Origin of the sequence: Okeania sp. SIO3I5, from assembly GCF_010672085.1 — a bacterium.
In the GTDB taxonomy this organism is placed as follows: domain Bacteria; phylum Cyanobacteriota; class Cyanobacteriia; order Cyanobacteriales; family Microcoleaceae; genus Trichodesmium.
This window is the reverse complement of sequence record NZ_JAAHHT010000001.1, coordinates 129,995-156,183: the sequence shown is the minus strand read 5'-3', so window position 1 is coordinate 156,183 and position 26,189 is coordinate 129,995. Positions and strand designations below refer to the sequence as shown.

Annotated in this window: 22 protein-coding genes, 1 other RNA gene and 1 pseudogene; 9 read left to right on the top strand and 15 right to left on the bottom strand. The window is 34.5% G+C overall.

The genetic code is table 11. The annotated features are described in order from the left end of the window. Positions 1-114: 114 nt before the first annotated feature. From ssrS to F6K40_RS00545, 3 genes are all read right to left on the bottom strand, one after another. Positions 115-301: non-coding RNA, 6S RNA (gene ssrS / locus F6K40_RS00555), on the bottom strand. 336 nt (positions 302-637) lie between these two features. Beyond that, positions 638-1,813 (bottom strand): 5-(carboxyamino)imidazole ribonucleotide synthase, encoded by a 1,176-nt coding sequence (locus tag F6K40_RS00550; protein ID WP_293129986.1) that lies wholly within the window; start codon positions 1,811-1,813, stop codon positions 638-640. A gap of 1,001 nt (positions 1,814-2,814) precedes the next feature. Continuing rightward, entirely contained in the window at positions 2,815-2,937 is a 123-nt protein-coding gene (locus tag F6K40_RS00545; RefSeq protein ID WP_293129853.1) for a hypothetical protein, read from the bottom strand. A 249-nt stretch (positions 2,938-3,186) separates the two neighbouring features. Between F6K40_RS00545 and F6K40_RS00540 the strand changes: the two genes are divergently transcribed. After that, the gene (locus F6K40_RS00540) at positions 3,187-4,380 is read left to right on the top strand and encodes a serine hydrolase domain-containing protein (protein WP_293129850.1); all 1,194 of its coding nucleotides are present in this window, start codon (positions 3,187-3,189) and stop codon (positions 4,378-4,380) included. Between the two features lie 1,625 nt (positions 4,381-6,005). On the opposite strand, the gene F6K40_RS00535 is transcribed toward F6K40_RS00540, so the two are convergent. Further along, positions 6,006-6,272, bottom strand: a complete 267-nt coding sequence (locus F6K40_RS00535) for a formylglycine-generating enzyme family protein (RefSeq protein WP_375340540.1) — start codon at positions 6,270-6,272, stop codon at positions 6,006-6,008. Next, the gene (locus F6K40_RS41285) at positions 6,208-6,411 is read right to left on the bottom strand and encodes a hypothetical protein (RefSeq protein ID WP_375340539.1); all 204 of its coding nucleotides are present in this window, start codon (positions 6,409-6,411) and stop codon (positions 6,208-6,210) included. The genes F6K40_RS00535 and F6K40_RS41285 overlap by 65 nt, the downstream gene beginning before the upstream one ends. Between F6K40_RS41285 and F6K40_RS00530 the strand changes: the two are divergent. Next, positions 6,374-6,871 (top strand): annotated as a pseudogene (locus F6K40_RS00530) (formylglycine-generating enzyme family protein); the annotation flags it as partial. The gene F6K40_RS41285 and the pseudogene F6K40_RS00530 overlap by 38 nt on opposite strands. A gap of 78 nt (positions 6,872-6,949) precedes the next feature. Here F6K40_RS00530 and F6K40_RS00525 read toward each other — a convergent pair. Then, the gene (locus F6K40_RS00525; RefSeq protein WP_293129847.1) at positions 6,950-8,179 is read right to left on the bottom strand and encodes an RNA-guided endonuclease InsQ/TnpB family protein; all 1,230 of its coding nucleotides are present in this window, start codon (positions 8,177-8,179) and stop codon (positions 6,950-6,952) included. Positions 8,180-8,718: 539 nt separating this feature from the next. Then, positions 8,719-9,204, bottom strand: coding sequence for a hypothetical protein (locus F6K40_RS00520; protein WP_293129844.1), 486 nt, complete (start codon positions 9,202-9,204; stop codon positions 8,719-8,721). A gap of 260 nt (positions 9,205-9,464) precedes the next feature. On the opposite strand from F6K40_RS00520, the gene purD reads away from it, so the two are divergent. The 3 genes from purD to F6K40_RS00505 all read left to right on the top strand — a co-directional run bounded on the left by purD (position 9,465) and on the right by F6K40_RS00505 (position 13,530). Further along, entirely contained in the window at positions 9,465-10,742 is a 1,278-nt protein-coding gene (purD, locus tag F6K40_RS00515; protein ID WP_293129841.1) for a phosphoribosylamine--glycine ligase, read from the top strand. Positions 10,743-11,085: 343 nt separating this feature from the next. After that, positions 11,086-11,247, top strand: a complete 162-nt coding sequence (locus F6K40_RS00510) for a phosphoribosylglycinamide synthetase C domain-containing protein (RefSeq protein WP_365669661.1) — start codon at positions 11,086-11,088, stop codon at positions 11,245-11,247. Between the two features lie 108 nt (positions 11,248-11,355). Further along, positions 11,356-13,530 carry an ATP-binding protein gene (locus tag F6K40_RS00505; RefSeq protein WP_293129838.1) on the top strand — a complete coding sequence of 725 codons (2,175 nt, stop codon included), beginning with the start codon at positions 11,356-11,358 and terminating at the stop codon, positions 13,528-13,530. A gap of 237 nt (positions 13,531-13,767) precedes the next feature. Here the strand turns inward: F6K40_RS00505 and F6K40_RS00500 are convergent, their stop codons facing one another. After that, positions 13,768-14,127, bottom strand: a complete 360-nt coding sequence (locus F6K40_RS00500; protein WP_293129835.1) for a zinc ribbon domain-containing protein — start codon at positions 14,125-14,127, stop codon at positions 13,768-13,770. Positions 14,128-14,234: 107 nt separating this feature from the next. On the opposite strand from F6K40_RS00500, the gene F6K40_RS00495 reads away from it, so the two are divergent. From F6K40_RS00495 to F6K40_RS00485, 3 genes are all read left to right on the top strand, one after another. Next, positions 14,235-14,561 carry a phasin family protein gene (locus F6K40_RS00495; protein WP_293129832.1) on the top strand — a complete coding sequence of 109 codons (327 nt, stop codon included), beginning with the start codon at positions 14,235-14,237 and terminating at the stop codon, positions 14,559-14,561. Positions 14,562-14,779: 218 nt separating this feature from the next. After that, positions 14,780-15,334 carry an FKBP-type peptidyl-prolyl cis-trans isomerase gene (locus tag F6K40_RS00490; RefSeq protein WP_293129829.1) on the top strand — a complete coding sequence of 185 codons (555 nt, stop codon included), beginning with the start codon at positions 14,780-14,782 and terminating at the stop codon, positions 15,332-15,334. A gap of 364 nt (positions 15,335-15,698) precedes the next feature. Next, the gene (locus tag F6K40_RS00485; RefSeq protein WP_293129826.1) at positions 15,699-16,265 is read left to right on the top strand and encodes a Uma2 family endonuclease; all 567 of its coding nucleotides are present in this window, start codon (positions 15,699-15,701) and stop codon (positions 16,263-16,265) included. Between the two features lie 506 nt (positions 16,266-16,771). Here the strand turns inward: F6K40_RS00485 and F6K40_RS00480 are convergent. From F6K40_RS00480 to ccsB, 7 genes are all read right to left on the bottom strand, one after another. After that, a complete protein-coding gene (locus tag F6K40_RS00480) occupies positions 16,772-18,046 on the bottom strand; it encodes an ATP-binding protein (protein ID WP_293129823.1) in 1,275 nt (424 codons plus the stop codon). Positions 18,047-18,279: 233 nt separating this feature from the next. Beyond that, the gene (locus F6K40_RS00475) at positions 18,280-18,489 is read right to left on the bottom strand and encodes a Txe/YoeB family addiction module toxin (protein ID WP_293129820.1); all 210 of its coding nucleotides are present in this window, start codon (positions 18,487-18,489) and stop codon (positions 18,280-18,282) included. A 50-nt stretch (positions 18,490-18,539) separates the two neighbouring features. Then, the gene (locus F6K40_RS00470; RefSeq protein WP_293129817.1) at positions 18,540-18,791 is read right to left on the bottom strand and encodes a hypothetical protein; all 252 of its coding nucleotides are present in this window, start codon (positions 18,789-18,791) and stop codon (positions 18,540-18,542) included. 392 nt (positions 18,792-19,183) lie between these two features. Further along, a complete protein-coding gene (locus tag F6K40_RS00465; RefSeq protein ID WP_293129814.1) occupies positions 19,184-19,309 on the bottom strand; it encodes a hypothetical protein in 126 nt (41 codons plus the stop codon). A 32-nt stretch (positions 19,310-19,341) separates the two neighbouring features. Continuing rightward, a complete protein-coding gene (locus F6K40_RS00460; protein ID WP_293129811.1) occupies positions 19,342-21,606 on the bottom strand; it encodes a DNA phosphorothioation-associated putative methyltransferase in 2,265 nt (754 codons plus the stop codon). 516 nt (positions 21,607-22,122) lie between these two features. Continuing rightward, the gene (locus F6K40_RS00455) at positions 22,123-22,446 is read right to left on the bottom strand and encodes a KGK domain-containing protein (RefSeq protein ID WP_293129808.1); all 324 of its coding nucleotides are present in this window, start codon (positions 22,444-22,446) and stop codon (positions 22,123-22,125) included. A gap of 152 nt (positions 22,447-22,598) precedes the next feature. Then, the gene (gene ccsB / locus F6K40_RS00450) at positions 22,599-23,654 is read right to left on the bottom strand and encodes a c-type cytochrome biogenesis protein CcsB (RefSeq protein WP_293129805.1); all 1,056 of its coding nucleotides are present in this window, start codon (positions 23,652-23,654) and stop codon (positions 22,599-22,601) included. Between the two features lie 801 nt (positions 23,655-24,455). Here ccsB and F6K40_RS00445 point away from each other — a divergent pair. Further along, the gene (locus F6K40_RS00445; protein WP_293129802.1) at positions 24,456-25,628 is read left to right on the top strand and encodes a glycosyltransferase; all 1,173 of its coding nucleotides are present in this window, start codon (positions 24,456-24,458) and stop codon (positions 25,626-25,628) included. Positions 25,629-26,189 lie beyond the last annotated feature (561 nt).

Genomic DNA, 26,189 nt, shown 5'->3' with positions numbered 1-26,189 from the left:
CAGAGATACACTTAGGGTTTCTATATAGCAGACTTCAATTGGGTACAATTATCCTTGTTTGTGAGCTTCCCGTTATAATCTCCAACTTAACGGAAGAAAACTTAACAAAAAAAACAGTTCACCACAACGCCGTCTTACCTCAGCTTTTGACCTGGATAATACCAGGTGGGTATCTCGGCCCAAGTTTAAAGTTTCTGGGTACAAGCCCAGTTTACTGCCACTTAAACATCTAGATTCCCAATGTTTTTTGATTTGTAGGTCAAAAAAACATTATTGGCAGTCACCAACGTCGCAGTAGAACCTAGTGAATATTATAGCCGTTATTTTTTTTCTGTCATCCCCTTTGGGTAAGTCAAAATTCAAAATTTAAAAGTCAAAAGTTATCAGTCCAGTAGTGAACTGTTTCATCTTAAATTATGCATATAGATGTAGGTTGGGTTGAGGCCCTCACACGGATTATGCCACGGAGATACGGATTAAGAGGTATGACAAAACTTAATAACAATCTTTCTCCCCTACTCCCCTGCTCCCCACTCCAACACTCAACATTTTAGCCATATAGCAGTCGAAGCAAAGATTAGGACATTTCTCAATCCTGAAATCCTTTGACAGCTTAATATTCCCTATTCCCTATTCCCTATTCCCTATTCACGCTTCGCGTAGCGCTATACCAGATATTTTCAATTTGATTAGCGATCGCCTCACTCTCCCGACGCATAGTTTCAAAATTTTCTTCATCTAGCAACACAGTCACATGACCTAACTTCCGTCCTGGGCGAGATTCTGTTTTGCCATACCACCAAACGGAAGCATCAGGAATCTTTTCTAACATTTCCCGTTTTGTCAAGTAGGGATTTTCCCCAAATTCATAACCCAATAAATTTACCATTACTGCTCCCCTCACTTTGAGAGTGGTACTACCCAGAGGGAAACCACAAACTGCCCGTAAATGTTGTTCAAATTGGGAAGTCTCACAAGCATCTAAAGTGTAATGACCAGAATTATGAGTTCTTGGAGCAATTTCATTAATCAAAATTTTCTTATCTTTAGTAATAAACATTTCAATTCCAAATACTCCTACTACTTCTAAACTATTGAGGAGAGTGTGAGCGATCGCTTCAATTTCTTTTGCTAATTCCAAATTTTTATCAGGCACAAAAACCCGCCGACAAACTTGATTTTCTTGTTGAGTTTCTACCACAGGATAAACCTTAACTTCGCCAGTTACTGAACGAGCGGCAATAACAGCAACTTCTCGGTCAAAAGGAATAAATTCTTGTATGAAAAGTTCAGAATTTCCCTGAGATTTTAAACTCTCAATATCCTTGATAATAAAAGTTCCTTGCCCGTCATAACCATGACGACGAGCTTTTAATACCAGAGGGAAAGATAAAGACTCAATTTCTTTTCCCCACTCCGAAAAGTTAGGAACAGGTAAACCTAAATCTCGTAAATAACATAACTGTTCATATTTATCTAATAACGGCTTCAACACAGATAAACTCGGACGAAAAATTACATTATTTTCAGCCATATTTGACAACTCATCTATATTAATAAACTCATTCTCAAAGGTAATCACATCACAACTATTTGCTAACTTATTAGTTGCTTGAGGATCATCAATTTTTGCCAAAATAATATCCTTTGCTATAGATACTGCCGGGTCATTTTTATGAGGAGTTTGAATGATTAAATCTACTGCCAATTTTTCAGCAGCATTTGCCATCATCCATGCTAACTGACCTCCACCAATAATACCTACTCGCTGAATTTTTTTTTGTTGGTTTTTTCCCTCTTGAGTCATTTTCATTTTTCTCATTAATTTAATTGTAACTTTTGTATTTTACCAATAAAAAAATTCGTAAGCATTCAGCTATCAGCTATTAGCTATCAGCTATCAGCTATTAGCTATTAGCTTTATTACCTTGAAAATAGGAAAAAGCAATTGAGAGGCTCCAAAGAATTAAAAGTTACTGTAAAAGTCCATTAATTAACTTTAATAGTCTATCAAGCTACATTGGTTCATTTTTATTGCTGAGAGCTGACTGCTAATAGCTGAATGCTTACAAAAATTATTGTTATTTCCTTAATTGGCAGAAGGAAAGCAAATCAATAATCTATATAGAGACATAAATGCTTTGGCATCAATATTGTGAAGCAATAGAGTTTTAAGCTTTTCGTTAATTAATTCTTATAACACCACCTTTATTTCACGTAACTTCATAATTTATTTGTTAGTTTTCTGAAATCTATTCTTGTTTTTCTGTGAGCCGTATATTCAGATAAAAAATATTAGTTTTGCCTTGCTAATTTATGCGAAATGCTTTGAAACTAGCTCTTGATTTTTGCTATCCTTCTGTCTCATAAAATTTTTATTTGGAGATAAAATCGTAAAATTTAACTTGAAAAATTTGAGAAAATTTATGACTTGTTTATACCTCAATATATTCTTGATTTTGCAGTTTGTAAATTGTTAAATTTATCTGGAGTTTAGACTAAAATTATAGCAATCAGTTGTGATTTTTGAGAATTTGTAATATTTTAATCGTAGGAGTTTTCTCTCCAAACGCCATATTAGCTTGTGGAAAGGAGACCAAACCCCTATAGTTTTTTCTCATATCTCATTCCTGATTGCTATATAGTATACATCTCCGAAAATTAAAAATAGAATCAATTCCTATCCATAAATTATCAATTACTTCCTCCTGTTCCCAGTTAAGTGTTCCCTGTTCCCTCTTTTCCGGAGAGGTCTAATATATCAAGGTAAGCGTTCAGGTATTAACCAGTATTTCCTAAATAATTCGATGTGATTTATCCCATACTTAAAAATGCCATTGTCTCCCAAAGCTTCAAGATTTTTTTGATATTCAGATAATTAAAATTATAGAAAACAATTTTTTGATCGGGAATAGTTAAAACAACAGTATTAATCATCTTTTTTTTCTATCAAACCATTTTGTTCCCATTTCAGTCATAGCAGAGAATACTAGATAAAAAATCAAAACACTTACACCAATCAGAAAAGGTATCAAATCATCCGGCATTTGTTAAATCCTGGTCAATTTTCTTCCAAGATGGTAACATAAACAGCGTTTTCGGCTGTCGCCGAGATAAAACGCGACGCTAAATCAAATGTGAAGGGTTGCGTCAGCAGTATTCCTTTCTACCTCTTGGATAATAACTATGCCCATTGTCAACTTGATTCTAATTTTTATTCTGCCTCTAATTGCTATTGGTTTGATTATTTGGCGTTTCTATCTCGAACCAAAAATAACTATGTTTGATGATGAGAGAAGGGTACAAAACTTTCGCAGTATGGATAGAATTTTTCCTAGTAAAATTATCCGTTGTGCTGCCCAACCCTATATTTTTCAAGAAGATTTGTGCGACCTAAATACACCCTATCAATTTCAGGGTGAAACTCGAACAATACTAGATTTTTTACAACGGACAGGTAACACAGGATTTTTAATAATTAAAGATGACTTTATTGTTTATGAAAAGTATTCTCAAGGTTATACAAAGTTTGACAAAAAAACTTCTTGGTCAGTTGCCAAAGGCTTTATTTCTGCCTTAATTGGAATTGCTATTAATGATGGTTATCTTGAAAGTATTGATGTTCCGATTACTCAGTATCTGCCAGAGTTAAAAGAATCGGGATATAACAATGTACCAATTAAGCATATTCTGCAAATGTGTTCTGGAATAAAGTTTAGTGAAACTTATGAAGATAAAAATTCTGATATTAATCAACTTTTATATAGGTTATTTTTGTATATGCGACCCATAGAAAAGGCGATTTTAAATTATCCTTCTAAATTTCCTTCAGGAGATTATTTTGAATATGTCAGTTTGAATACTCAGATATTAGGTTTATTGTTAAGGCGGGTAACTGGGCAAGATATTGTCAGTTATTTAGAAAAGAAATTATGGCAACCAATGGGAGCAGAATCAGATGCTTATTGGTTAACAGATAATTATGGAACTGAAGTGACTTTTTGTGGGATGAATTGTACTTTGAGAGATTATGCAAAGTTTGCTTTAGTTTATCTACACAATGGATATTTTAACGGACAACAAATTATTCCTAAAAGTTGGGTAAAAGAGTCAACAATACCTGATACTCCTCACTTAAAACCAGGAGCAACAGACGAATATTATTTTAGGTGGGGTTATCAATATCATTGGTGGATTCCTGAAGGTTCAAATGGTGATTATTGTGCAACTGGTGCTTGGGGACAATACATTTATATTAGTCCAGAAAATAATTTTGTTGGGGTGAAAACTGGTTCTAGTAATAGTATTTTGAGAACTACTGATGATTTGGAAACTGTGGCTGTATTTCGAGCGATCGCTGATCAATTAATTAATAATTAATTATTAATCATTAACAATTACCTCTTCTCTAATAGAGGGATTGGTTAAAATAATTTTTTTGGCTTTTTTTCTCCCTAAAAGTAGAGCCTTTAAATCTTCATTTTTCGGTAATAGCAATTTATAGAAGTATTAACCTATGTAGAAACAATTGCTTGATTTTGAACGATCGCTGATGAGTTGGATTCACAAATTAATAATTAATAATTATTTTTTGGGGAATAGAAAGATTGCTTAAAAGGATTTTTTTTGCTTTTTTATCCCTGGAATGAGAGGCTTTAAATTTGAATTTTTCGGTAATAAAATTTATCAAAGTATTAACCTATGTAGAAACAATTGCTTGATTTTAAGCGATCGCTGATGGGTTAGATTGGGATTAATTAGATTAGGTTTCAGGTTTGAATAGTTTGGATGAAATTAGGAGGATGTCTAATTCAGTCTTAATTTATAAATATGAATTTTAGAAAATATACAACTTATCCTAATATTTACTACTTCTTCTAAGTTTTATTTATGTTTATATGGCTTTGAGTTTTAAAATTTTAAACTTTGTCATGGATTGATGATAAAATCTCAGAAAAAAATTTTCCATTTTTTCACGAAATTTCAATCTTTTTAGCAATTTTGCTCAATTTTGTAATATTATAAGTAGTGATATAATCCTGCGGTATTCTATGACTTTATGAAATTTGGAAGCTGCAAATCCCTATAATACCGTTGTTTTGAGAGGCGATCGCTCTTAACTTACTTTTAGATGAATGACTAATTTTTCTCTCTTCATTTTGCGACTGGTTGATAGATTTACTATTTTATGGTATGTTAATTTCTCTATATTTTTTAGCTGCGCAAGTATCAAAACTCAATCCGCTGGTGTCAATAATTGGGCATTTTGTGTTGAATCAAAAGTCAAGAGTACAGGCGAGTTAGCCCAGCTAAATAAATAGTATCACGATTTTAGACAGAATGCAAGATATTTTTCCTTCGCAGATTTTTTTGGAGCTTCACAGAATGAAATTTACCTCTACTGAGGATAGGCTTCTATATATATTACACATCTCCAGAAAAGAGGGAACAGGGAACAGGGAACAGGGAACAGGGAAGAATAATTGATAATTTCTGGATCAGAATTGATTTTACTTTTTATTTTTGGAGATGTCTATTAGTTAGGGTTTGCTGATTAAATCTAAAATGAAATTTACCTCTACCGAGGATAGGCTTGTATTTACATTAGGCAGAGGGAATGAGGCGATCGCTAGTCATGTCTGACAGAAATAATCGGGACTACAGACGATACGGAAACCGAAGTAGTTGTATTTGAAAAAATGCCAGGCGAAATACCTTTCTTGAGCTGATTTTTTGTGGGAGCTTCACAGAATGAAATTTACCTCTACTGAGGATAGACTTCTATATATATTAGGTAGAGGGAATGAGGCGATCGTTAGTCATGTCTGACAGAAATAATCGGGACTACAGACGATACGGAAACCGAAGTAGTTGTATTTGAGAAAATGCCAGGCGAAATACCTTTCTTGAGCTGATTTTTTGTGGGAGCTTCACAGAATGAAATTTACCTCTACTGAGGATAGACTTCTATATATATTAGGTAGAGGGAATGAGGCGATCGCTAGTCATGTCTCATAGAAATAATCGGGACTACAGACAATACGGAAACCAAAGTAGTTATAACGGAAGACACGCCCAAAGTAACTGACGCGAATAGCAGAACGGCAGAACTCAGGATTATCATACCAAGAACCACCCCGCAGCGGAGAACTATCTGCGTCCCTCTCCTGCCAAGCACTCCCATCATTAGGCGCACCCTCATAATTATCATGCCAAATATCCAGACACCACTCCCAGACATTGCCGTGGCATATCGTATAAACTAAAAACATTAGGAGGAAAAATTCCTACATTTGTTGTTTCTTGTCGATAGTTACCTTTAGGACCACAAAAATTTCCCGAATTAATACCAGAATCAGAAATAGGAGAAATATTTACCTTTGAAGTGGTGAGTGTTAATAATTTTGGCAAAATAATCAACCGCACCCCCGGTAATGCCAGACAAAAAATCGAAGATTTAGGTAATGGTATTAAATTAGAAATGGTTTATATTCCTGGGGGAAGTTTTCTCATGGGTTCGCTACAAAATGAAGAACGAAAATTGAATACAGAAACTCCTCAACATCAAGTTACTCTCCAACCTTTTTATATGAGCAAATATCCTATTACTCAAGAACAATATTTTGCTGTTATGGGTAAAAATCCTGCTCATTTTAAAGGAAAAAATCGCCCTGTAGAAACTGTAACATGGTACAACGCCACAGAGTTTTGTCAAAAGCTATCCGAGAAAACGACAAGAATTTACAGTTTGCCCAGTGAGAGTCAGTGGGAATATGCCTGTCGAGCTGGAACAACCACACCATTTGATTTTAGAAAAACTATAACGTCTGAGTTGGCTAACTACAATGGCAACTATATTTATGGCAAAGCTGCTGTACAATACCTACTCAATTCCGGCCAGCACCAGGATAAACCTTGTAATTACCAGTTTTGATGCTTGCTTCTTGCTTCAATCTAGGGAGTCGGCCCCTTCTAGTTCACAAGCGTAAATTCGGGTACAGCCTACCCTAGTTTTTTGATTAACTTCCCCATATTGAGATAGTACAATCGCCGCATTCAAATCGCGGTCTATTGTTGTAGCACAATGAGGACAATTATAGATGCGATCGCTTAATGTTAATTCTTTGTAAATATGACCGCAATTATGGCAAGTTTTAGATGATGGAAACCACTGGTCAGCTAGCACTACACTACCACCACTAGCAAGGATTTTGGTTGTCAATCGTTGCCTAAATTCATAAAAACCTTGGCGGGCTACTGAGTAAGCTAACTTTCCATTTTGCATCATGCCTAAAACGTTTAAGTTTTCCAGAGCAATATGCTTATATTTACTTGCCAAATAATAAGTGGTTTTTTCGAGGAAATCCCTGCGCATGTTAGCAATGCGGGCATGATATTTGGTGAGTTTTTTGTAATATTTAATCGCATTTTTAGAAGGAGGTTTGCCTTTACTCCCTAGCTGTTTGTTACGATTTCGCCATTGAAACTTGGCAAGCTTTAACTGCTCAATTTTAATCGAGTCTGGAAGAGAGATAACTTCGCTTTTATTAAAATTCGCTACCGTAGCAAATTGCTTAATTCCAACATCAATTCCCAAAACTTCTTGAGGGCGTTCTTCTAATAGTGGATGAATTGGTAGTTGTTCGGCTTCTATACCGAAACTAACAAACCATTTTTCTCCGGTTTTGCTAATAGTAAAAGTCTGACTTGCCGTAGTATAAGGAATTGATTCAAATAATTGAAAAATTCCTAAAGTTGGTATTTTTATGGTCTTACCTGCGTTTATTGTTACTTTTCCATTACCATCATAAACCGTGAAAGATTGTGCATCTTTTTTGCTTTTAAATCGGGGATATTTACTGACTCCTTTTTTAAATCGAGAAAATGCTTCGCTTAAATGTTTAAAAGCACTTTGATAAATCCGAGACGAATAATTATTCGTCCAAGCATATTCTGGTTGCTTTTTGACATAGTTAGTAAAAACCTTTTTCCCCTGGCTTATCCGTTCGTTATAGCTATAGTTGACTTTTTGACCGCGTTTATTAACTTTGGTCAAGCATGAAGTTCCATTAACCATATTAAGAGCATAGTTGTACACAAACCTTTGATAACCAGCACATTGCGTCAAAATGGAACGTTCTTTATTGTTGAGTTTTAATTGAAGTTTAAGTGCATACAATCAACATCACCTCCTACCAGTTCACTATAAACTACAATTAGAAAATTTGTCAAAATTTCTCTATCTTTGTTCTCTGTTATTGTCATAAATTGCCAGGGATATTAATACTAGCAATTAGCTCCTAGTGTTATTTAAGTTCGCACTCAAGGTATTTTACCTGATGATTTGGAAATGATGTTGGTGGAAGTTTTACGTCAGTTTGAATCAGAGTTAAATTCTGGAGCTTTAATAGTTGTTAATAAGGAGCGAGCAAAAGTGCGAATTTTACCTTTAAATTAGGGATATTAAAAGTGGTGGAGATGCTTGGGGTTGGTGTTAGTTTTTTTCTGTGTCAATTTTCATAATTTTTATTGTTTTGGGATGAGAAATGTCTAGTAAGGGAGCAAGATGCTCCCACTGTTTCTTGGACCAAAATAATTACAATAGATTACCGTTACAATTTACTATCTACAAAGATTGTTGTGTAAATCTCTGAAGTAATCAGGAAAAATACACCATGTACATTGGTACTGTGTAAGTCCTAGTTTATTTATTCCTACCTACTGACCAGTTTTGCTCATTGCCTCTACTTGCTCCTGCAATCTACGGATATTAGTATTGAAGCGATCAACACCTCTTTGAATATTCGGATTAACCCTTCCAGGAGCAATTGCATTACAAATTACAGCAGCTTCCGGGGAGCCAGGCACCTCGCAGGGATCTACGCCAGATGAGTAACGAGGACTTGAATAAGATGGACTACGAAAATTAGCTCTTCTATTTATTATTTTTATTGAAGAAAGCGGAAAAACACACCCCTCTGGATAACACGCAGATGGATTATGAGCAACGTTAAAACAATACTGATTATCATTAGTACAAACACTGCTTGGTCTGCCATATCCCTGTGGAACAGCAAGATAAAGTCTACCTTGATTATCTTCAACAATCCTACTTTGACCAAAAGCTTTTTGTACTGAACTTAGACTCATACCAACAAAACTAATTAATCCTAATCCAGCCATTAGTAGATGTTTGGTTTTCATTTTTCTTAGCCTCTTGAGAAAAAACTATACTACTTTTATTGATTAAAATTGACTAATTTTAAACCTAAAACAATCCTCTGTCAAGTTTGAGAAAAATCAAATTATATTAGTCTCCAAATCTAATTTTCGCTTGGGTTTGGAAACCAGGGTTTGGAAACCAAACCCCTACCGTAAAATATTACAATCTATTTAAAATTACTATAGATATCTATAATCAGATTTAGTATATAATCTTCTTCCTTCTTCCTTCCTAAAAAAACGTGAAAATATTAATAGTAGGTAACGGCGGTAGAGAACACGCGCTCGCCAGAAAACTATCCCAATCTTCCCAAGTTCAACAAATATTTTGCACCCCAGGAAATGGCGGTACAGCCACCCAAGCAAAATGTCAAAATATACCCATTCCAGTAACAGATTTCCCAGCCCTCAAACAACTCATTGCCGACCAAAACATCTCCCTTGTAATTGTTGGTCCTGAAGTTCCCCTAGCCCTAGGCATCGCCGACTACCTACAACAACCCAATCTCAAAATATTCGGTCCCACCAAAGCAGGCGCCATTCTCGAAGCTAGTAAATCTTGGGCAAAAGATTTTATGTCCGAAGCAAATATTCCCACCGCCAAATCAGCCACCTTTACCAGCGCCCAAACTGCCAAAGAATACATTACAGAAATTCCCATAGTCATTAAAGCAGATGGTCTAGCTGCCGGAAAAGGAGTCACCGTCGCCACTACAATTGAAATGGCTCATAATGCTATAGATGCCATTTTCCAAGGAGAATTTGACCAAAATAACCAATCTGTGGTAATAGAAGAATTTCTCACAGGTCAAGAAGTATCAGTATTAGCCCTAACCGATGGACTAACCATTCGTCCCCTATTACCAGCCCAAGACCATAAAGCAGTGGGCGAAGGAGACACAGGACCTAACACCGGGGGCATGGGTGCTTATGCCCCGACTCCAATTATTACCCCGGAACTCATGGCCGACATTCAACGAAAAGTCCTAGAACCAACTTTGACTAATTTACAAAAACGTGGTATTGATTATCGGGGTGTGGTCTATGCTGGATTAATGATTAGTCCCACAGGAGAGCCAAAAGTATTAGAATTTAACTGTAGGTTCGGTGACCCAGAAACTCAACCTATTCTGTCATTACTGGAAACTCCATTAGACGAATTATTATTAGCTTGTTGCGAACAACGTTTAGCGGAGTTGCCCCCTATTAATTGGAAACCAGGAGTGGCGGTATGTGTAGTTTTAGCTTCTGAGGGTTATCCGGGAGCTTATGAGAAAGGTAAAATAATTTATGGCATAGAAAAAGCTGAAGCGACTGGAGCAACTATATTTCATGCTGGAACAAAATTACAGGGACAAGATTTAATTACTGATGGTGGTCGTGTATTAGGAGTAACAGCAGTGGGAAGTAATTTTACTGAAGCTAAGGCAAAAGCTTATGCTGCTGTAAATTATATTCAATTTGAAGGAATGTACTATCGCCGAGATATAGGTAGTCGGGTTTTAATGAATAATGAATAATGGATAATGAATAATGGATAATGAATAATTGATAATAAAAACATTCTCTAATTATCAATTATTTGTTAGGGCTAGCTGATTAAATCTAAAAGCATTAATAAATAAAAGTTTTATCAATTTTAGGTAATTCAAAAGTACCATCTTTTCCATTGATAAAGCTAAAAAAGTTTGCATTTTAAAGTAACTATAGCAGAAAAATAACTCTCAACTATTCTTGAGACCTTTTCTGTAACTCCTATTTCTCCTGTACGGGCGATTCACGTTTGTGTAGTATTCCGCAGGAAATCGCCCCTAGGACTCCCTACTCTCTACTTTAATAAAAAGACTTATTCAGTAAACTCTAATTCTAAATTATAATGGTGGTCTTGTCTTAGGAGTAACAGCAGTGGGGGATAATTTTATTGAAGCTAAGGCAAAGACTTATGCTGCTGTAAATTATATTCAATTTGAAGGAATGTACTATCGCCGAGATATAGGTGGTCGGGTTTTAATGAATAACGGATAATTGATAATTGATAATGAAAACAATCTCTAAATTATCAATTCAGAATTCAGAATTCTAAATTCTAAATTCTAAATTCTAAATTCTAAATTCTAAATTCTAAATTCTAAAATGCTTCCCCTCCTCAAAAAAATCGGAGAAATCATTGCTAACTGGTGGTCTGAGTTTACCCTTCAGACTAAACTCATGGCAGTCATAACCCTAATAGTATCTTTACTAATGAGTAGCTTCAGCTTTTGGGCAGTAAATACTATTCAAGAAGATGCTCGCCTCAATGATACTCGTTTTGGTCGAGACTTAGGTCTATTATTAGCAGCTAATGTCGCCCCACTTGTAGCAGCAGGCGATCGCAACGAAGTGGCCCGCTTTTCCAGACTTTTCCACAACAGTACCTCTAGTGTACGTTATATGCTTTATGCCGATGAAGAAGGAAAAATTTTCTTAGGTCTTCCCTTCTCAGAATCTGAGGTAAAAACATCTCTTACCCTCCGTCGTCGGATTCAACTCCCAGAAGATTTTATGGCCAATGTAGAAGCAGGAAATTTTTCTGCTCTACCTATGGTGCGACAACATTTAACTCCAAATGGAGAATTAACGGATGTTTTTATTCCCATAATTTATGAGGATAAATATTTAGGAGTTTTAGCAATTGGAATTAATCCTAATCCGACTGTTGTTGTCTCTTCAAATCTAACTAGAGATGTGACTTTAGCAGTTTTTGTTTCGATTTGGTCAATGGTAATTTTAGGGGCAGTGTTTAATGCTTTGATTATTACTAAACCTATCAAGAAATTATCAGAAGGTGTCAAAAATATTGCTCAAGGAAACTTTAAACAAAGGATAGATTTACCCTTTGGAGGAGAACTAGGGGAACTGATTTTGAGCTTTAATGAAATGGCAGAACAATTAGAGAGTTATAAGAAGCAAAATATTGAAGAATTAACAGCGGAAAAAGCTAAATTAGAAACTTTAGTTTCCACAATTGCTGATGGTGCTTTATTATTAGATGCTAATTTACAACTTATTTTAGTTAATCCTACTGCTCGGCGCATTTTTAGTTGGGAAGAAAAAAAAGTCATAGGTATAAAAGTAACAGATAATTTACCTCTAGCAGTACAGATGGAGTTAAACAGACCACTTCATCAAATAGCTAAAGGGGAAATAGAAGGGGGTGAATATCGTTGTACTTTAGATGAACCAAATCAACGTACAATTAGAATCTTATTAACAACTGTTCTTTTAAAAAGAGCATCAGGTACAGAATCTCTTTGTAAAAGTTGTATTTATGATGCTTATGATAGTTGTAATGTTGTTGAACGTCCTATAGTTAATGAATGTACACTTTATGAAAATCAGCTAGAAACAGATTTTCTTTCTCCATATCGAAATAGTCTCAAAGGAATTGCTATAACTGTGCAAGATATTACTAGGGAAGTAGAATTAAATGAAGCTAAAAGTCAGTTTATTAGTAATGTCTCCCATGAATTAAGAACGCCTCTATTTAATATCAAATCTTTCATCGAAACTTTGCATGAATATGGGGAAGATTTAAGTGAATTAGAAAGACGAGAATTTCTGGAAACTGCCAATCACGAAACAGACCGTTTAACTCGTTTAGTTAATGATGTATTAGATTTAAGTCGTCTAGAATCTTGTCTTATTTATCATCTAAATGCTGTTGATATTCCTCAACCAATAGAACAAACTTTAAGAACTTATCAACTTAATGCTAAAGATAAGGAAATAGAGTTAAGTTATCAGATAGAAACTGACTTGCCTCCTGTGGTTGGTCATTATGATTTATTACTACAAGTATTTGCTAATTTAGTAGGTAATGCTATGAAGTTTACTGAAGCAGGAGGTCGAATAGTAATTCGAGCTTATCTATTAGAATCAGAGTCGGAAAATAGCAATATAGAAGCTCAACAAATAGAAGAAGGAGGATGGATAGTTTCTTCTCCCCCACCTCGACCAATAGAATTACATTTACCACCAGAACCAAATCCTCAGAAGTTTGTCAGAATTGAAATTTCAGACACGGGAAGTGGTATCGAACCTGAAGATCAAGAGGCTATTTTTGAAAGATTTTTCCGAGTAGAAAATCGAGTTCATACTTTGGAAGGAACAGGTTTGGGTTTATCAATTGTTAGAAATATTATTGATAAGCATCATAGTAAAGTTAACCTAGTAAGTGAACTTGGTGTTGGCACAACTTTCTGGTTTGATTTAGTAGTGTTTGAAGAAAAGTCAGTACCAGAAGAAAATCAGTTATTAGAAGTAACTTAATTCAGTTATCAGTTATCAGTTATCAGTTATCAGTACCTCTGTAAGCATTCAGCAGTCAGCTATCAGCTATCAGCTATCAGCTATTGCCTTTAGTTTTAGATAAAAGCTTTATTAATTGAGTTTTATTAATTGGTTGGATATAACAGTTTTATTAATTAACACCAAATTTAGATATTACTAAACTCGTCTGAGTCTTATTGCTGATAGCTAATAGCTGAATGCTTACGATTGCTATAGTCACAAAGACAATAAAAAACTTATAATAATTAGAGTCAAAAACAACAACCAAATCCTATGTCTCTGAAACCAAAATTTGACAATTTTTAACCAACTATTATGATGATTATTATAAGTAGAATTTGGTACAAGAGGTTCAGATTGGTCATGGAAAAGAGTACAATTTTTAGCGTAGGGACGTTGAGGAAAATTGCAGCTATCATCTAAATGGTAGAGGCAATTATTACACAAATATTCCTCTCCTTCAGCTTGATAAAGGGGGATACCTGGATGACCAAAAGCTTTAAGAGAAACTCGACAATACGGACAAGCGATCGCCTGACTATCAATTTGTTGATGACAACGAGGACAATTTAACATTTTGATTATATTAAATATATAAGTTCAATAACTTCTTTGATCTACAGTTTAAGTATCTAGCTTAATTTAAGTTAGTTGTTTGTATATACTCAAAAAGGGAAAAAAATATGAATAATACTGAAAATTTACTTCAACAACTTTTAATGATAGGCATTGGTACAACTTCCCTAGTGGCAGAAAAAATACAGGAAGTAACTAACCAATGGGTAAAAGATGGGACGATCAACTCAGACCAAGCTAAGACTTTTGTTGATGATATAATGCAGCAACTTAAGTCGGAACAGGGAAACTGGGAAGCTCAGATGGAGCGACAAATGCGGAATGTGATGCAGGATATAGGTGTTCCTCGTCAAGCAGAAATGGACGAACTGCGGGGTCGTTTGGATCGTTTGGAGCGTCAGATCCGAGATTTGGAAAATCGCAATTGGCGCTAGATCAAGTCAAAATTCAAAATTCAAAAGTTAGATTCGCAGCATGGACTAAGTTTGAGAGGCATAAAATAAAGTCAAAAGTCAGTATTTCTGAAATATACTAGCTATAATTTTAAGCATTCAGCCTGCTAATAACTGAATGCTTGCCTATAATTTAAACTTCATCTGATAATTTTTGACTTTTAACTTTTGAATTTTCACTTAAATTAGGAGGATTAATTTTGCGAGGAATTATTATTAGTCTGGTAATAGCAATAGTCTGTGGTTTAGTTTTGATTATTGCTCAAATTACAGGTTCGGGAAAAGGAGCAGTTGCCTCTCAAAATACACCAGATTCTATAAATTCTACTGAAGTTCTGGAGCAAGTGGCAGAAGGTACTAAACTAAATCCAACAACAACAACAGAAAATATTATGGCTCAAGATAAGGAAGAAACTATTACTACTGAATCTGGTCTCCAGTATGTGGTATTGCAAGAAGGAGATGGCGCTACTCCTCAAAAAGGTCAGACAGTTGTAGTTCACTATACTGGAACTTTAACGGATGGTTCTAAATTTGATAGTTCTCGCGATCGCAATCAACCTTTCCAATTTCCAGTTGGTGTAGGTCGAGTTATTAAAGGTTGGGATGAAGGGGTAGCTAGTATGAAAGTTGGTGAACGTCGTAAGTTTATTATTCCACCAGAATTAGGATATGGTGCCAGTGGTGCGGGTGGGGTTATACCTCCTAATGCTACTCTGATTTTTGATGTGGAATTATTGAGAATTGCGAATTAATTAGGGAATAGGGAATAGGGAATAGGGAATAGGGAACAGTTGGAAAAACATTTTCTCTTTCTAGATTCATCATTTTCTCTTTCTAGATTCATCATTGGTCTATGGTCTATATCCTAACCAATTCTTTATTAGCTATCAGCAATTATAATTATCAATAGGGAATAGAGACTTGTTTTCTATTCCCTTTTATTATTCTTTATTCCCTTTTATACAAGAGCTGAAAACTTTTAAAATTCTGACTCCTGACTCCTGACTCCTAACTACCAACAAAATATTACAATTTAGATAGGATTATTATATGTCAAATCTCACAGTTAAAGATTTAGAAATATTGCAAGGTACTCTGATTAGATAGGATTACTATATGTCAAATCTCACAGTTAAAGACTTAGAAATATTGCAAGGTACTCTTGATAAATTAGATTTAGATTATCAATTAGAGTTAGATGAAGGAAAGATATTAGTCATGGGTCCGTCGGATATTATTTCTAGTGAAGTTGGGGTTCAGTTAATTAGATTATTAGGTAATTGGGTTTACCCACGTCGTCTCGGACGTTTGTTTGATTCTAGTGGTGCTTTTGTTCTTTCAAATGATAATTTAAAGGTTCCTGATGTTTCTTTTGTTCGTGCCCAACGTTTGAAAAAAAGTGTTCGTTATTTTGGGAAGTTGGTGCCTGATTTAGTGGTAGAAATTAAGTCTCAAAGTGATAGGATTAAACCTTTAAAGAAGAAAATCAAGAAGTATTTAGAATTAGGAGCGGAAGTAGGAATATTGATAGATCCTGACAAAGAAATAGCTATAGTTTATCGTCCTAATCGTGAAGAAATTGAGTTAAAAAATGGAGATATTTTGACTATTCCTGAATTATTTGGTGAGTGGGAATTATCTATTGTTGAACTTTGGCCGCCTGTGTTTGATGAAGAGGAATAAAGCATTTAGCTATTAGCAATTAGCTCTCAGCTTTTTTTTATGAATAAAGCATTCAGCTATCAGCAATTAGCTATCAGCTTTTTTGACGAATTAAGTCAGAGTTTATTTAAAAAGACTGATATACTCATCCTAAATGATTTGTGAGAAAAACTGTAGGGGTTTGGTCTCCTTTCCCCAAGCATGGAGAGCAAACCCCTACGATAAAATATGAGAACTTATTTAGAATTTCTATATTAACTGAATAGCTACTTATTTATGCTAGAAATAATAATTCAGATCTATTATAAATTAAAGCAATTCCAAAGAAGCGTGAGTTACAAAATTCCTTGGTTTTAGGAAACAGGGAACACTTAACTGGGAACAGGGAATAGGGAATAGGAAACAGGGAATAGGAAATAGGAACAAATAAAGATAGGTGTACCTCACGATTGCTGAGAAACGCTATATTAATTATTAATTGTTGAAAACCTATTTAGGATTGTTAGATAATCAAGAAGTTATAAAAATTATGCAAAGTACATTGCTAGTTTGCCCACCCACTTCACGATAGATTTTACAGTTTCTTGATTTTCTGACAAATACTTAATCACACCTGTTACTTGTTCTACCTGTTCATGGCTCATCAAATTAAGAAACACCTTCTCTCTTTGCTTGATTTTTTCTGCATTAGTATTTTCAATTTCTTTAATTACCCACCACTCCATAATTGTTGAATAAAATAAATAAACTGTTTTTTCTTGTTCTGTAATTCGTTTAATAACTCCCCTTTGTTCTAAATCAATCAACTCTCGTTCTTTTTGACTAAAAATAATATTAATATCACCTAAATCGTAGCGTTTATTTTCCACACGACCTGCTAACTTAGATAATGCAATTAACATTAATAAAGTCTGTTCTAATTGATTAGAAAGTTGCCATGTATCTTGAAAAAAATGTTCTGTTGCATCGACAAAATCTCTAGCAAATGCTTCGCCACTAATAGTTTCTTCAGAGCGTCTTTTGTTGTGCAAAATCAACCCCGCATTTTGTAGCAAAGCTGGATTTCCACCTGCAATTTCTTCAATTCCTTCTCTTAGTTCTGATGTTATTTCTATCTTTTCAAATAGACTATCTACTTCATTTTGATTAAACGGTTTTAATTGTTGAAAAGCGTAATGATTATACCAAGGAGATTTTTCTGGTGTCAGACGAGGACCATCTTCATTTAAACGTCGCAATGAAGTTACAATCATTGATAAATATCGTCTTTCTAAAGAGTGATATGCCAAATTGCGACACTCACTTAAAAATGTTTCTACGTCAGTTTCAGTATACTGAGAATGATAACGAAAAGTCGCATTATAATCATCTAAAAGTAGCACTAAAAATTTGTTTTGCTGACCTAAAAATTTCAAAATATAGCGTAGGTGCTCTTTAGTTGATTCAGGCTTTTTTAGTAGTTTTTGAATTATAGGTTGCAAGACAGAATCATCCTTAGTTTTTTCTCTAATTAAATTAATAATTCTGCGCCAAAACTTAGCAGGCATAAAAGGTTTAATTTCTAGGCAATTTAGATAAACAATTACTGCTCTAGATGGATCTATATCTTCTGACTGCCAGACTTGATGAGATGTTAGAAGGTTAAGGAAAGAAGTTTTTCCCATACCAGGGCCACCCCAAATAGCCAAATTACTGCGATTATATATTTGGTCAAATGCGATCGCAATTAAATTTTTCCGCCCTACAAAACTTTCTGGGGCAACTGGTTGACCTACAGTGAAAGGATTTCTTGTACTTGCCATTATCTCTTGATTTTAAAGTTTTAGGAAAGACTTGCAGATGATAGTTCTGCTATTTTGGTTATTGTAACTTTACAGCTAGATTAAAGCAAAATATTTGTATCTAAATAGGTAATATCAAACCTGTTTTATTTGGAGTTTTATACCGTTTCCATAAAATATTGCTACAGTAGTTTTATCTGCTGGTGGGAATTTACAGATTAATAATGTAACAACCTTTTTTTTAATTTCTTCTATTACTCATAATGGTATTTACAGGCAATAATAATAATTTCATAATCAGTTACTTTGTAAACTAAACGATGTTCATCATTGATACGTCTGGACCAATAACCACTGAGTTCATATTTAAGCGGTTCTGGTTTACCTAAACCAGAAAATGAAGAACGGTCAATATCTTTAATCAGAGCGACTATTTTCTGATGAATTTTTTTATCAATTTTCACTCACTCAGTAAAGTCTGAAAAAGCAGAAGCTTCAAACACAATTCTTTTACTCACTCAATTTCCTCTAATGAAAGTTCAATTAAATTGGTTTGATGCTCGACATTTTCCACAGCATTTAACAACCTATTTTTGTTGGCTTCACTTTTAAATAAGTAGGCTGTTTCGTCAACTTCAGAAACAATACTTTCAATTTCTTTTTCAATTAAAATTTCAATATACTTTTCAATTGATAAGTCTTGTAACTTAGCTTTTTCTTTGATTTTAGCTTCAATTTCTGGTTTTAAATTAATAGTAATCATCATCTTTTATTTGCATTTACAATACTGTTAAAAACCGAAAAAAATATCACTTATATGAAATAACATAGCAGTTCTATAGCATAGTGAGAATAATTAGTCATTTTTATATCTCCCCCCTGCCTTACAAAGCTATGCTTTATCAACATCTTTCTCTTTTCATAAAACTTGACAACATAGAGGAGTTATGTTTAAGTCTTGAATCGCCTTTTTCAGGAGAAAAGAGTATTTTTCAATACACTTTTTTATGAATGTAGACAGAATTCTTCCTCCCCCTCCTCCCCATCCTCCCCCTCCTCCCCATCCTCCCCATCCTCCCCATCCTCCCCATCCTCCCCATCCTCCCACAAGGGTTTCAAGAGTTCCTTATAAGGGATAGCTTACAAAGGGGGGCAGGGCTAATTCTTTGTCGCCAGAGAATATTTAGGGAGAGGGTGAGGAGGATGAGGAAAATAAGGTCTTGGGGATACCCAAGTTGCATGAATAAAAGCGGACTTTCCTCCCACACTTCCCACACTTCCCACACCTCCCCACCCTCCTTTCTAAGGGGGATTATTTATTGCTTTCTTCTACGTTTCCGAGCAGCATCAGCAGACTTTAATATTTTTAATTGATAAGGGTCAACATTAGTACGCCAATAAATACGATGACCTTTAATTTCTGTACAATTTTCCTCTAAACATTTGAGCCAACCAAGTCTATTTTGAATCTGTTTTAAATCATTTAAAAGTCCTCTATCTTCTTCTTGCACTGTAAGTTTAGCAAATTTTTCATAGTGCGGATAATCTGGAGTTACTAAAGCATCTTTTCTATGCAAAATTGGTGGATTATATTCATTTGTATAATCCTCATAACTGACGCTCAAATCCCGTAAATCAATATTCATAGTTGTATGTAAAATTGGGTGAGCTTCCGTATCGAATTCGGGATAAAATAAATAAGATATTATCGGTAATTTATGATGAAATTTCACGATATTTACCTCACTTAATCTACCAATTGTACGATTAGCACAACCTTCATAAAGTCGCAACAAGGGGTCGAGTTTGGCTACAGCAGAAACATGAACTAATAGAGAATTAGCAGATTTATAACCAATTAAACTATTTTTACAACATTTACTAATTAAGTCAGACTTACTTAAACTAAATAACATTAAATCAGCCAAAGTACAGGCTTTAGTGTAACTACCAAATAAAGCTCTAATATCATTTCTAACTGTTTCTGAGAATTGGGAAAATTTAGGGCGACGACCAAATTTAGTTAAAGCTAAATATACCAACAAATCTTGACGACGTTTATCCGTTATTTTATCCCATTCTTGATAATTTGTTACCTGAAGAATTAACTGAAATGCACGACGAAAAGTACCAAATTCTGCAATTAAATCTGTTTCTTCCGCGAGTTCTTCTCTAATTGGTAGACGACCGCGATCGCTCATAAAATTCATCAAAGGAATAAGCTGGTCTTGATAATCTTCAAACCGCTTATTTTTGCAACTAATTCTAGGTGTATATAAATGGGTTTTCAACCGATTTGCCAGGTAATTTTGAGCTTCTGCTTCATCTCTAAAAACAAAGAAAATTCCTAAATCGATCGGAATCGAATCTACATTCAAAACTTGATCAATATAACACTTTAACTCTTGCTGTTCATAATATTTTTGAAAAGTCTTACGAGTTGTAATTATGCCATCTCCATAACCAAGTTTTCCCTCAGTTTTACTATCATCAACTAATACCAGAGCAGAAACAATTAAAACTTGTTTAGTCAACTCCCAAGATTTAATCAAAGCTTCCCTACGTTCTGTCAAAGATTCTATTACATTAATCACATAACTAATATTAACAATATCAGCAGCAACACAAGGAGCTTCTGGTAAATAATAGGGGTCCCAACCTGCACTTAAATGACCTTTTTCAGCAATATATTTGATATCCTCGCCATATCCACAACCATAGTCAAAAAAAGTTCTGCCTTCTGTAAATAGATTTGCTTGTACAGCTAAACGTACTGGTTTAGAAATTCGTCTACGAATTATTGCAGCTTTATGACGTTCTATTTGAGGAATTGGCATCTCAATAGTATGTTGAATTACATCATGCTCTTTAATTTCTATGCCATGATTTTTTAGGTGGGTTAACCATCCTTTGCGAGTACCAATTAAACGAGTATTATCTAACAGTCCTAGTTTGACTTCAGCAGAAGTTAATTGAGCGAATTTTTTGTAGTGGGGATATTCAGGAGTGACAAAAGTTTCTTTCCGATGCAGCACAGGAGGATTTTTACTATTGCTGTAGTTTCTCTGGTCAATTTTTCCATCATTCATATTGATAGAAATGCTAGTTTTTAAGGCAGGATGAGCGTCAATATCAAAATCTGGATAGTGTAAATAAGAAATTGTTGGTTTGTCAAAATTAAACTTTATTAATGTGGCGATCTTGCCATCAGCTTTTTCTCTAGAAACTGCTTGAAAATATAAACGTTGCGCTAAATTTTCGTAGAGTCGTAGTAAGGGATGAAGTTCTTCTAAAGCAGAGATATGAATATAAAAAGCAGTTGGTAATTTTTTCCCTATTTTGCTTTGTTTACAGTATTTTTTGATCGCACCAGGTTTGTAAATTTCTAGGAATATCTGGTTAGCAAATTGACAAGCAGACTTATAAGTACAAAAATAAGTTTTAATATCGTCTCTAACTTTTTGCGGTAAGTCAGTTTCTAATTTTATTTTGGGCGATATTTGAAAATCTTCTATATTTAAAGTCAGATATAGTAGTAAATCAGAATAACTTTTTTTTTGAAGATAAAGTTCATTTTTCATTGCTAAAATCTGTCCGACGAAGAGAATAAAAAATTACCTACTAATATAAAATCCGGTTGAATACTTATTATTATATAGTTGGGGGAACTTGGGAGGTAAGAAAATCGATAGATTGAATGTTGAAGTAATTACAGAATTATCAACATATATAGCAATCCTAAATTATTTATCAGAATTACGCAGGCGAACCCAGAAACCTGGTTTCTTTGCGTAAGTCCTGTTTATTTGTGAAACAAACTGTAGGGGTTTGGTTTCCAAATCCCATTTTCGCTTGGGGAAAGGAGACCAAACCCCTACGATAAAATGTTACAACACGGATCGCGGATTGCTATATAGCAATGGAGCAAGATGCTTCCACTGCTATTCCCCTTAACCAAAATAATTACAATAGACCACCATTACAATGTACCACCACCAAGTTAAGCTATAGAAATCTTGATCCAATTAATACTAATCTCTATTCCCTATTCCCTTAAGATAAAAACTACTAATTCGCGACTGATAATTTATTGAAAATTAACTCCACATTCCTACATCCTCTGGTATTTCTTCAGTATCGGGAATAGAATTAACAAAAGTTTCAGATAAGCCTTTTTTTGAAACCATATCAGAAGTTTCTGTATAAAATTCTAAACGAAGTTTTATCTTTCCTTTTTTCCAGTAAGAACCAGGTTTTAATAATTGACATTCTAACCCATCTTCAAATAAATTTTCCGACTCTAACCTAGTTAAAATCATAGTTATATATTCGCGAACTTTAAATGTACATTGAAACATTAAAAGACTAGCACCTGTAGACAATACATCATCATTATTTAATTGATAAACTTCAGTTTCCATACTAATGCCCTGGATTTATTTTGAACGAAAGAAGAAAAGGGAATAGGAAACTTAATAATAGCTATTTCCTACCCCCAACTCCCTATTTCCCTCTTTCCTTTTCCTTGAAATGAAGTAAGTTAAAAGCTATTTTGTACGCCATTAATTTTCAATTAAAAAAACCAACCATAAGAATGTAAACCTTTACCCAAAAGATTCACACCTAAATAACATACCCAGACTACAGCAAATCCGGTAGCTGCCAAAATAGCAGGTTTTCGCCCTTGCCATCCTCTAGTAATGCGAGCATGAAGATAGGCCGCAAATACTAACCAAGTAATTAAGGCCCAAGTTTCTTTCGGGTCCCAACTCCAATAAGAACCCCAAGCTTCATTGGCCCAAACTGCTCCAGCAATAATCCCAATAGTCAGCAGTGGAAACCCCAAACCAATGATACGATAACTAATATTATCTAGGATTTGAGCAATATTCAAACGCTCCGGTGAAAGGGTTGTTTCTACCTCAACTCCTTGAGTAACCTGGGTCATTTCTAAGACTGCAGTTTGACTATGGCCATTGTTTCCAGATAGGGGAAAAGGTTGATGGTTGTTATTAATTTCGTTCAGGTTAGCTCCTTCTGTTTGTAGTTGCAAATTTTCCGAGTGCTTCACGAAATGATTATTTCTATAAGCACGAGTGCCAAAAGAACTGCCACTAAGTTCGACTTTTTGGCCACTGGTGATAATTAGAAAAGCGATCGCCAATAAAGACCCAACCATAAGAGTCGCATAACTCAACATCATCACACTAACGTGCATCATCAACCAATTAGATTTTAGAGCAGGTACCAGGGGTTCAGATATCTGCATATCGGAGGGCAAAGTTAGGGCAGCAAAAGCAGAAATACCCATAGCAACTGGAGAAGTAAAAACTCCCACTAGGCGACTGCCACTCATATTTTCTGCAATAAGATGAATAGTAGTAAGTCCCCATGTCAGAAAAAATAGAGATTCGTACAAGTTGCTAATAGGGAAATAACCAGCTTCTAACCAACGAGCGCCCAGTAATGTTGCTATACAGAGATTAGCGATCGCCATTCCTGTAGAACCCAAAATTGAGAGATAGGGAATACGAGGAAAAGCAGCACCTACCCAGTAAATGAGCATTGTGGTAAATAAGATAGCAAACGAGATATTGTCCAATGAATTTTGGAGTCTGACTAGATCCATTAATTTTTCTCCATTGATAATGTACTTAAGTTTACATTGTTGGGAATAGGGAATAGGGAACAGGGAACAGGGAATAGGCAAAGACAAAATTATTTTTCATCATAACTTTGGGAGTTATGAATACCTATACCCCTCATACCCCTTACCAGTCTTAATAATAGACATCTCCAGAAAAGAGGGAACAGGGAACAGGAAATAGGGAATAGGGGAGAGTAATTGATAATTTATGGATAATAATTAATTTTAATTTTTGCAGATGTCTAATATGAAATACTAACAAAATTTTTGCTACATAATTAAAATATAGCAATCAGTTGTGATTTGTGAGAATTTATAATATTTGATCGTAGGGGTTTGGAGACCAAACCCCTACAGTTTTTTCTCACATCGCTATAGTATGATAATATAATCGCCAAAATGACTTAAAAATACTATAAGCTTTTAGCTTTTAGCTTTTAGCTTTTGAACGTAATAACTTACTAAAGTTAGCTAATGAACTTTTTTTTCATAAGTTTTCATTCTACTTGGAGACCAATTTATCCTTCGATATGATCATAATCTAATAACTCATAGCTGATAGCTGAATGCTTATAAAATACTAAGTTCATAAGCAAAATTAATTACACATTTTATCGCCATAAAAATAAGGTTTTAAGCCTCCCCTTGGCTGCACTGCGAGCTTTTGCTCTACAAGGGGATGAAAAAATAAATTCAGTATTTCAAGCCTCCCTATTCCATTGAGTTACTGATAACTGATAACTGATAACTGATAACTGAAATTACTCCCTACTCCCTCTAAAAATGAAAAATATTTTATTTGTTCTGTACGAAGATTTCCATTCTAATAGTGCGCTTCATGTACATCATTTTGCTAATAATTTAGTTGAATTTGGTTTTGATTGTGTAGTAGCTGTACCTAGAAATAAACAGACTGTTTCTCAGGTAGGAGAACATTTAGCAAATTTATATCAAGTGACAGAATATGGTGAATTTTATCGCTTGAATGAATACTTTAAAAATCAGCAAGGACCCGATGTTGTTCATGTTTGGACTCCTAGGGAAATTACTAGAAATTACTGTCATAAACTCCGCAAAGCTTATAACTTTAAATTAGTCATTCATTTGGAAGATAATGAGGAATATGTTCTCGAAAAATACTTAAATAAACCTTTCCAAGAAATTGCTACTGCTAATAGTTCCCTCGCAATTCCTGATAATGTTTCTCATCCCCAAAAATATAAGGAATTTCTAGCAAGTGCGGATGGAGTGACAGTTATTATTGAAAAGTTAAAAGAATTTGTGCCCAATAATGTGCCGAGTTTAATTTTATGGCCTGGTGTCGAAACCGAGTATTTTTATCCGAGAAAACCTAATCCAGAAATAGCCAAAAAATTTGGCGTTCCTGACAATAATTTAGTTTTTTCTTACACCGGAAATGTTCATGCTGCTAATACTTATGAGGTAAGAAGTTTGTATTTAGCAGTGGCAATTTTGAACCGAGAAGGTCAACCTGCAGTATTAATTAGAACGGGTAGAGATTTCTGTAATTTTTTAGGAGATGATGATAGTTGGGCGCGAAAATATGCGATTGAATTAGGATATGTAGACCGGAGTTTAATGCCAGAAATTTTGGCTCTAGCAGATGTGTTAATTCAACCTGGTAGACCAGATCAATTTAATGATTATCGTTTTCCTTGTAAATTGCCAGAATATTTAGCAATGGGTAAACCTGTAATTTTGCCTGCTACTAATATTGGTTTAGAGATGGAAAATCAGAAAGATGCTTTGGTTTTACCTGTGGTTGATGCAGTTAATATTGTTGATTCTGTGAAGAAATTATTGAGTGTTAATTCCCTATCTGAAAAGTTAAGTGAGGGTGCAATTAATTTTGCTAAAGCTCACCTTAACTGGCAGGAAAATACAAAATTACTTCAATCGTTTTATACAGATATAGGTTCAATAATTAATAGTTAATAATTAATAATTAACAATTACCTCTTCTGTCACAGAAGGATTGGGTTAAAAAGAATTTTTTTCTTCTGAAGGGAGATATTGGATATGGTTAGGTAACCTATTCATCCCTCTACCGTTTTTTCTCAATGAATGGAGAGACTTTATACCTGAATTTTTCGGTAATTCATAATTTATAATTAATCCCTTTTTTTTCACAAATCATTTCTTATGGCTATTTTTTTAAGCAGGTTTAAAAAATAGATTTAGTAAGAATATAAATCTCAATCAACTTAGGAATTATTTTTCAACTGTAGCCTTAAATTGGCAGGTAGAAATTAAATTTTTTCTACCCTGAAAAATATCTCTTCAAAAAGTTGAGCTAGCTCAGAAATAATTGGGTATGAAATAGATTTATGAGCAATCTAGATTGGGGAAATATTTTTCCGACTGTTCCTGCTTCCCGGTGCACTGTTTCCTGTTCCTTGTCGGAATATAAATCTCAATCAACTTAGGAATTATTTTTCAACTGTAGCCTTAAATTGGCAGGTAGAAATTAAATTTTTTCTACCCTGAAAAATCTCC

What these genes read in the sequence shown, in the direction of transcription:
- F6K40_RS00550 (WP_293129986.1), bottom strand. Translation starts at nt 1,813, where the DNA reads ATGAAAATGACTCAAGAGGGAAAAAACCAACAAAAAAAAATTCAGCGA.
- F6K40_RS00545 (WP_293129853.1), bottom strand. Translation starts at nt 2,937, where the DNA reads ATGATTAATACTGTTGTTTTAACTATTCCCGATCAAAAAATTGTTTTC.
- F6K40_RS00540 (WP_293129850.1), top strand. Translation starts at nt 3,187, where the DNA reads ATGCCCATTGTCAACTTGATTCTAATTTTTATTCTGCCTCTAATTGCT.
- F6K40_RS00535 (WP_375340540.1), bottom strand. Translation starts at nt 6,272, where the DNA reads ATGTTTTTAGTTTATACGATATGCCACGGCAATGTCTGGGAGTGGTGT.
- F6K40_RS00520 (WP_293129844.1), bottom strand. Translation starts at nt 9,204, where the DNA reads ATGAAAACCAAACATCTACTAATGGCTGGATTAGGATTAATTAGTTTT.
- F6K40_RS00505 (WP_293129838.1), top strand. Translation starts at nt 11,356, where the DNA reads ATGCTTCCCCTCCTCAAAAAAATCGGAGAAATCATTGCTAACTGGTGG.
- F6K40_RS00500 (WP_293129835.1), bottom strand. Translation starts at nt 14,127, where the DNA reads ATGTTAAATTGTCCTCGTTGTCATCAACAAATTGATAGTCAGGCGATC.
- F6K40_RS00495 (WP_293129832.1), top strand. Translation starts at nt 14,235, where the DNA reads ATGAATAATACTGAAAATTTACTTCAACAACTTTTAATGATAGGCATT.
- F6K40_RS00485 (WP_293129826.1), top strand. Translation starts at nt 15,699, where the DNA reads ATGTCAAATCTCACAGTTAAAGACTTAGAAATATTGCAAGGTACTCTT.
- F6K40_RS00480 (WP_293129823.1), bottom strand. Translation starts at nt 18,046, where the DNA reads ATGGCAAGTACAAGAAATCCTTTCACTGTAGGTCAACCAGTTGCCCCA.
- F6K40_RS00470 (WP_293129817.1), bottom strand. Translation starts at nt 18,791, where the DNA reads ATGATGATTACTATTAATTTAAAACCAGAAATTGAAGCTAAAATCAAA.
- F6K40_RS00460 (WP_293129811.1), bottom strand. Translation starts at nt 21,606, where the DNA reads ATGAAAAATGAACTTTATCTTCAAAAAAAAAGTTATTCTGATTTACTA.
- F6K40_RS00455 (WP_293129808.1), bottom strand. Translation starts at nt 22,446, where the DNA reads ATGGAAACTGAAGTTTATCAATTAAATAATGATGATGTATTGTCTACA.
- ccsB (WP_293129805.1), bottom strand. Translation starts at nt 23,654, where the DNA reads ATGGATCTAGTCAGACTCCAAAATTCATTGGACAATATCTCGTTTGCT.
- F6K40_RS00445 (WP_293129802.1), top strand. Translation starts at nt 24,456, where the DNA reads ATGAAAAATATTTTATTTGTTCTGTACGAAGATTTCCATTCTAATAGT.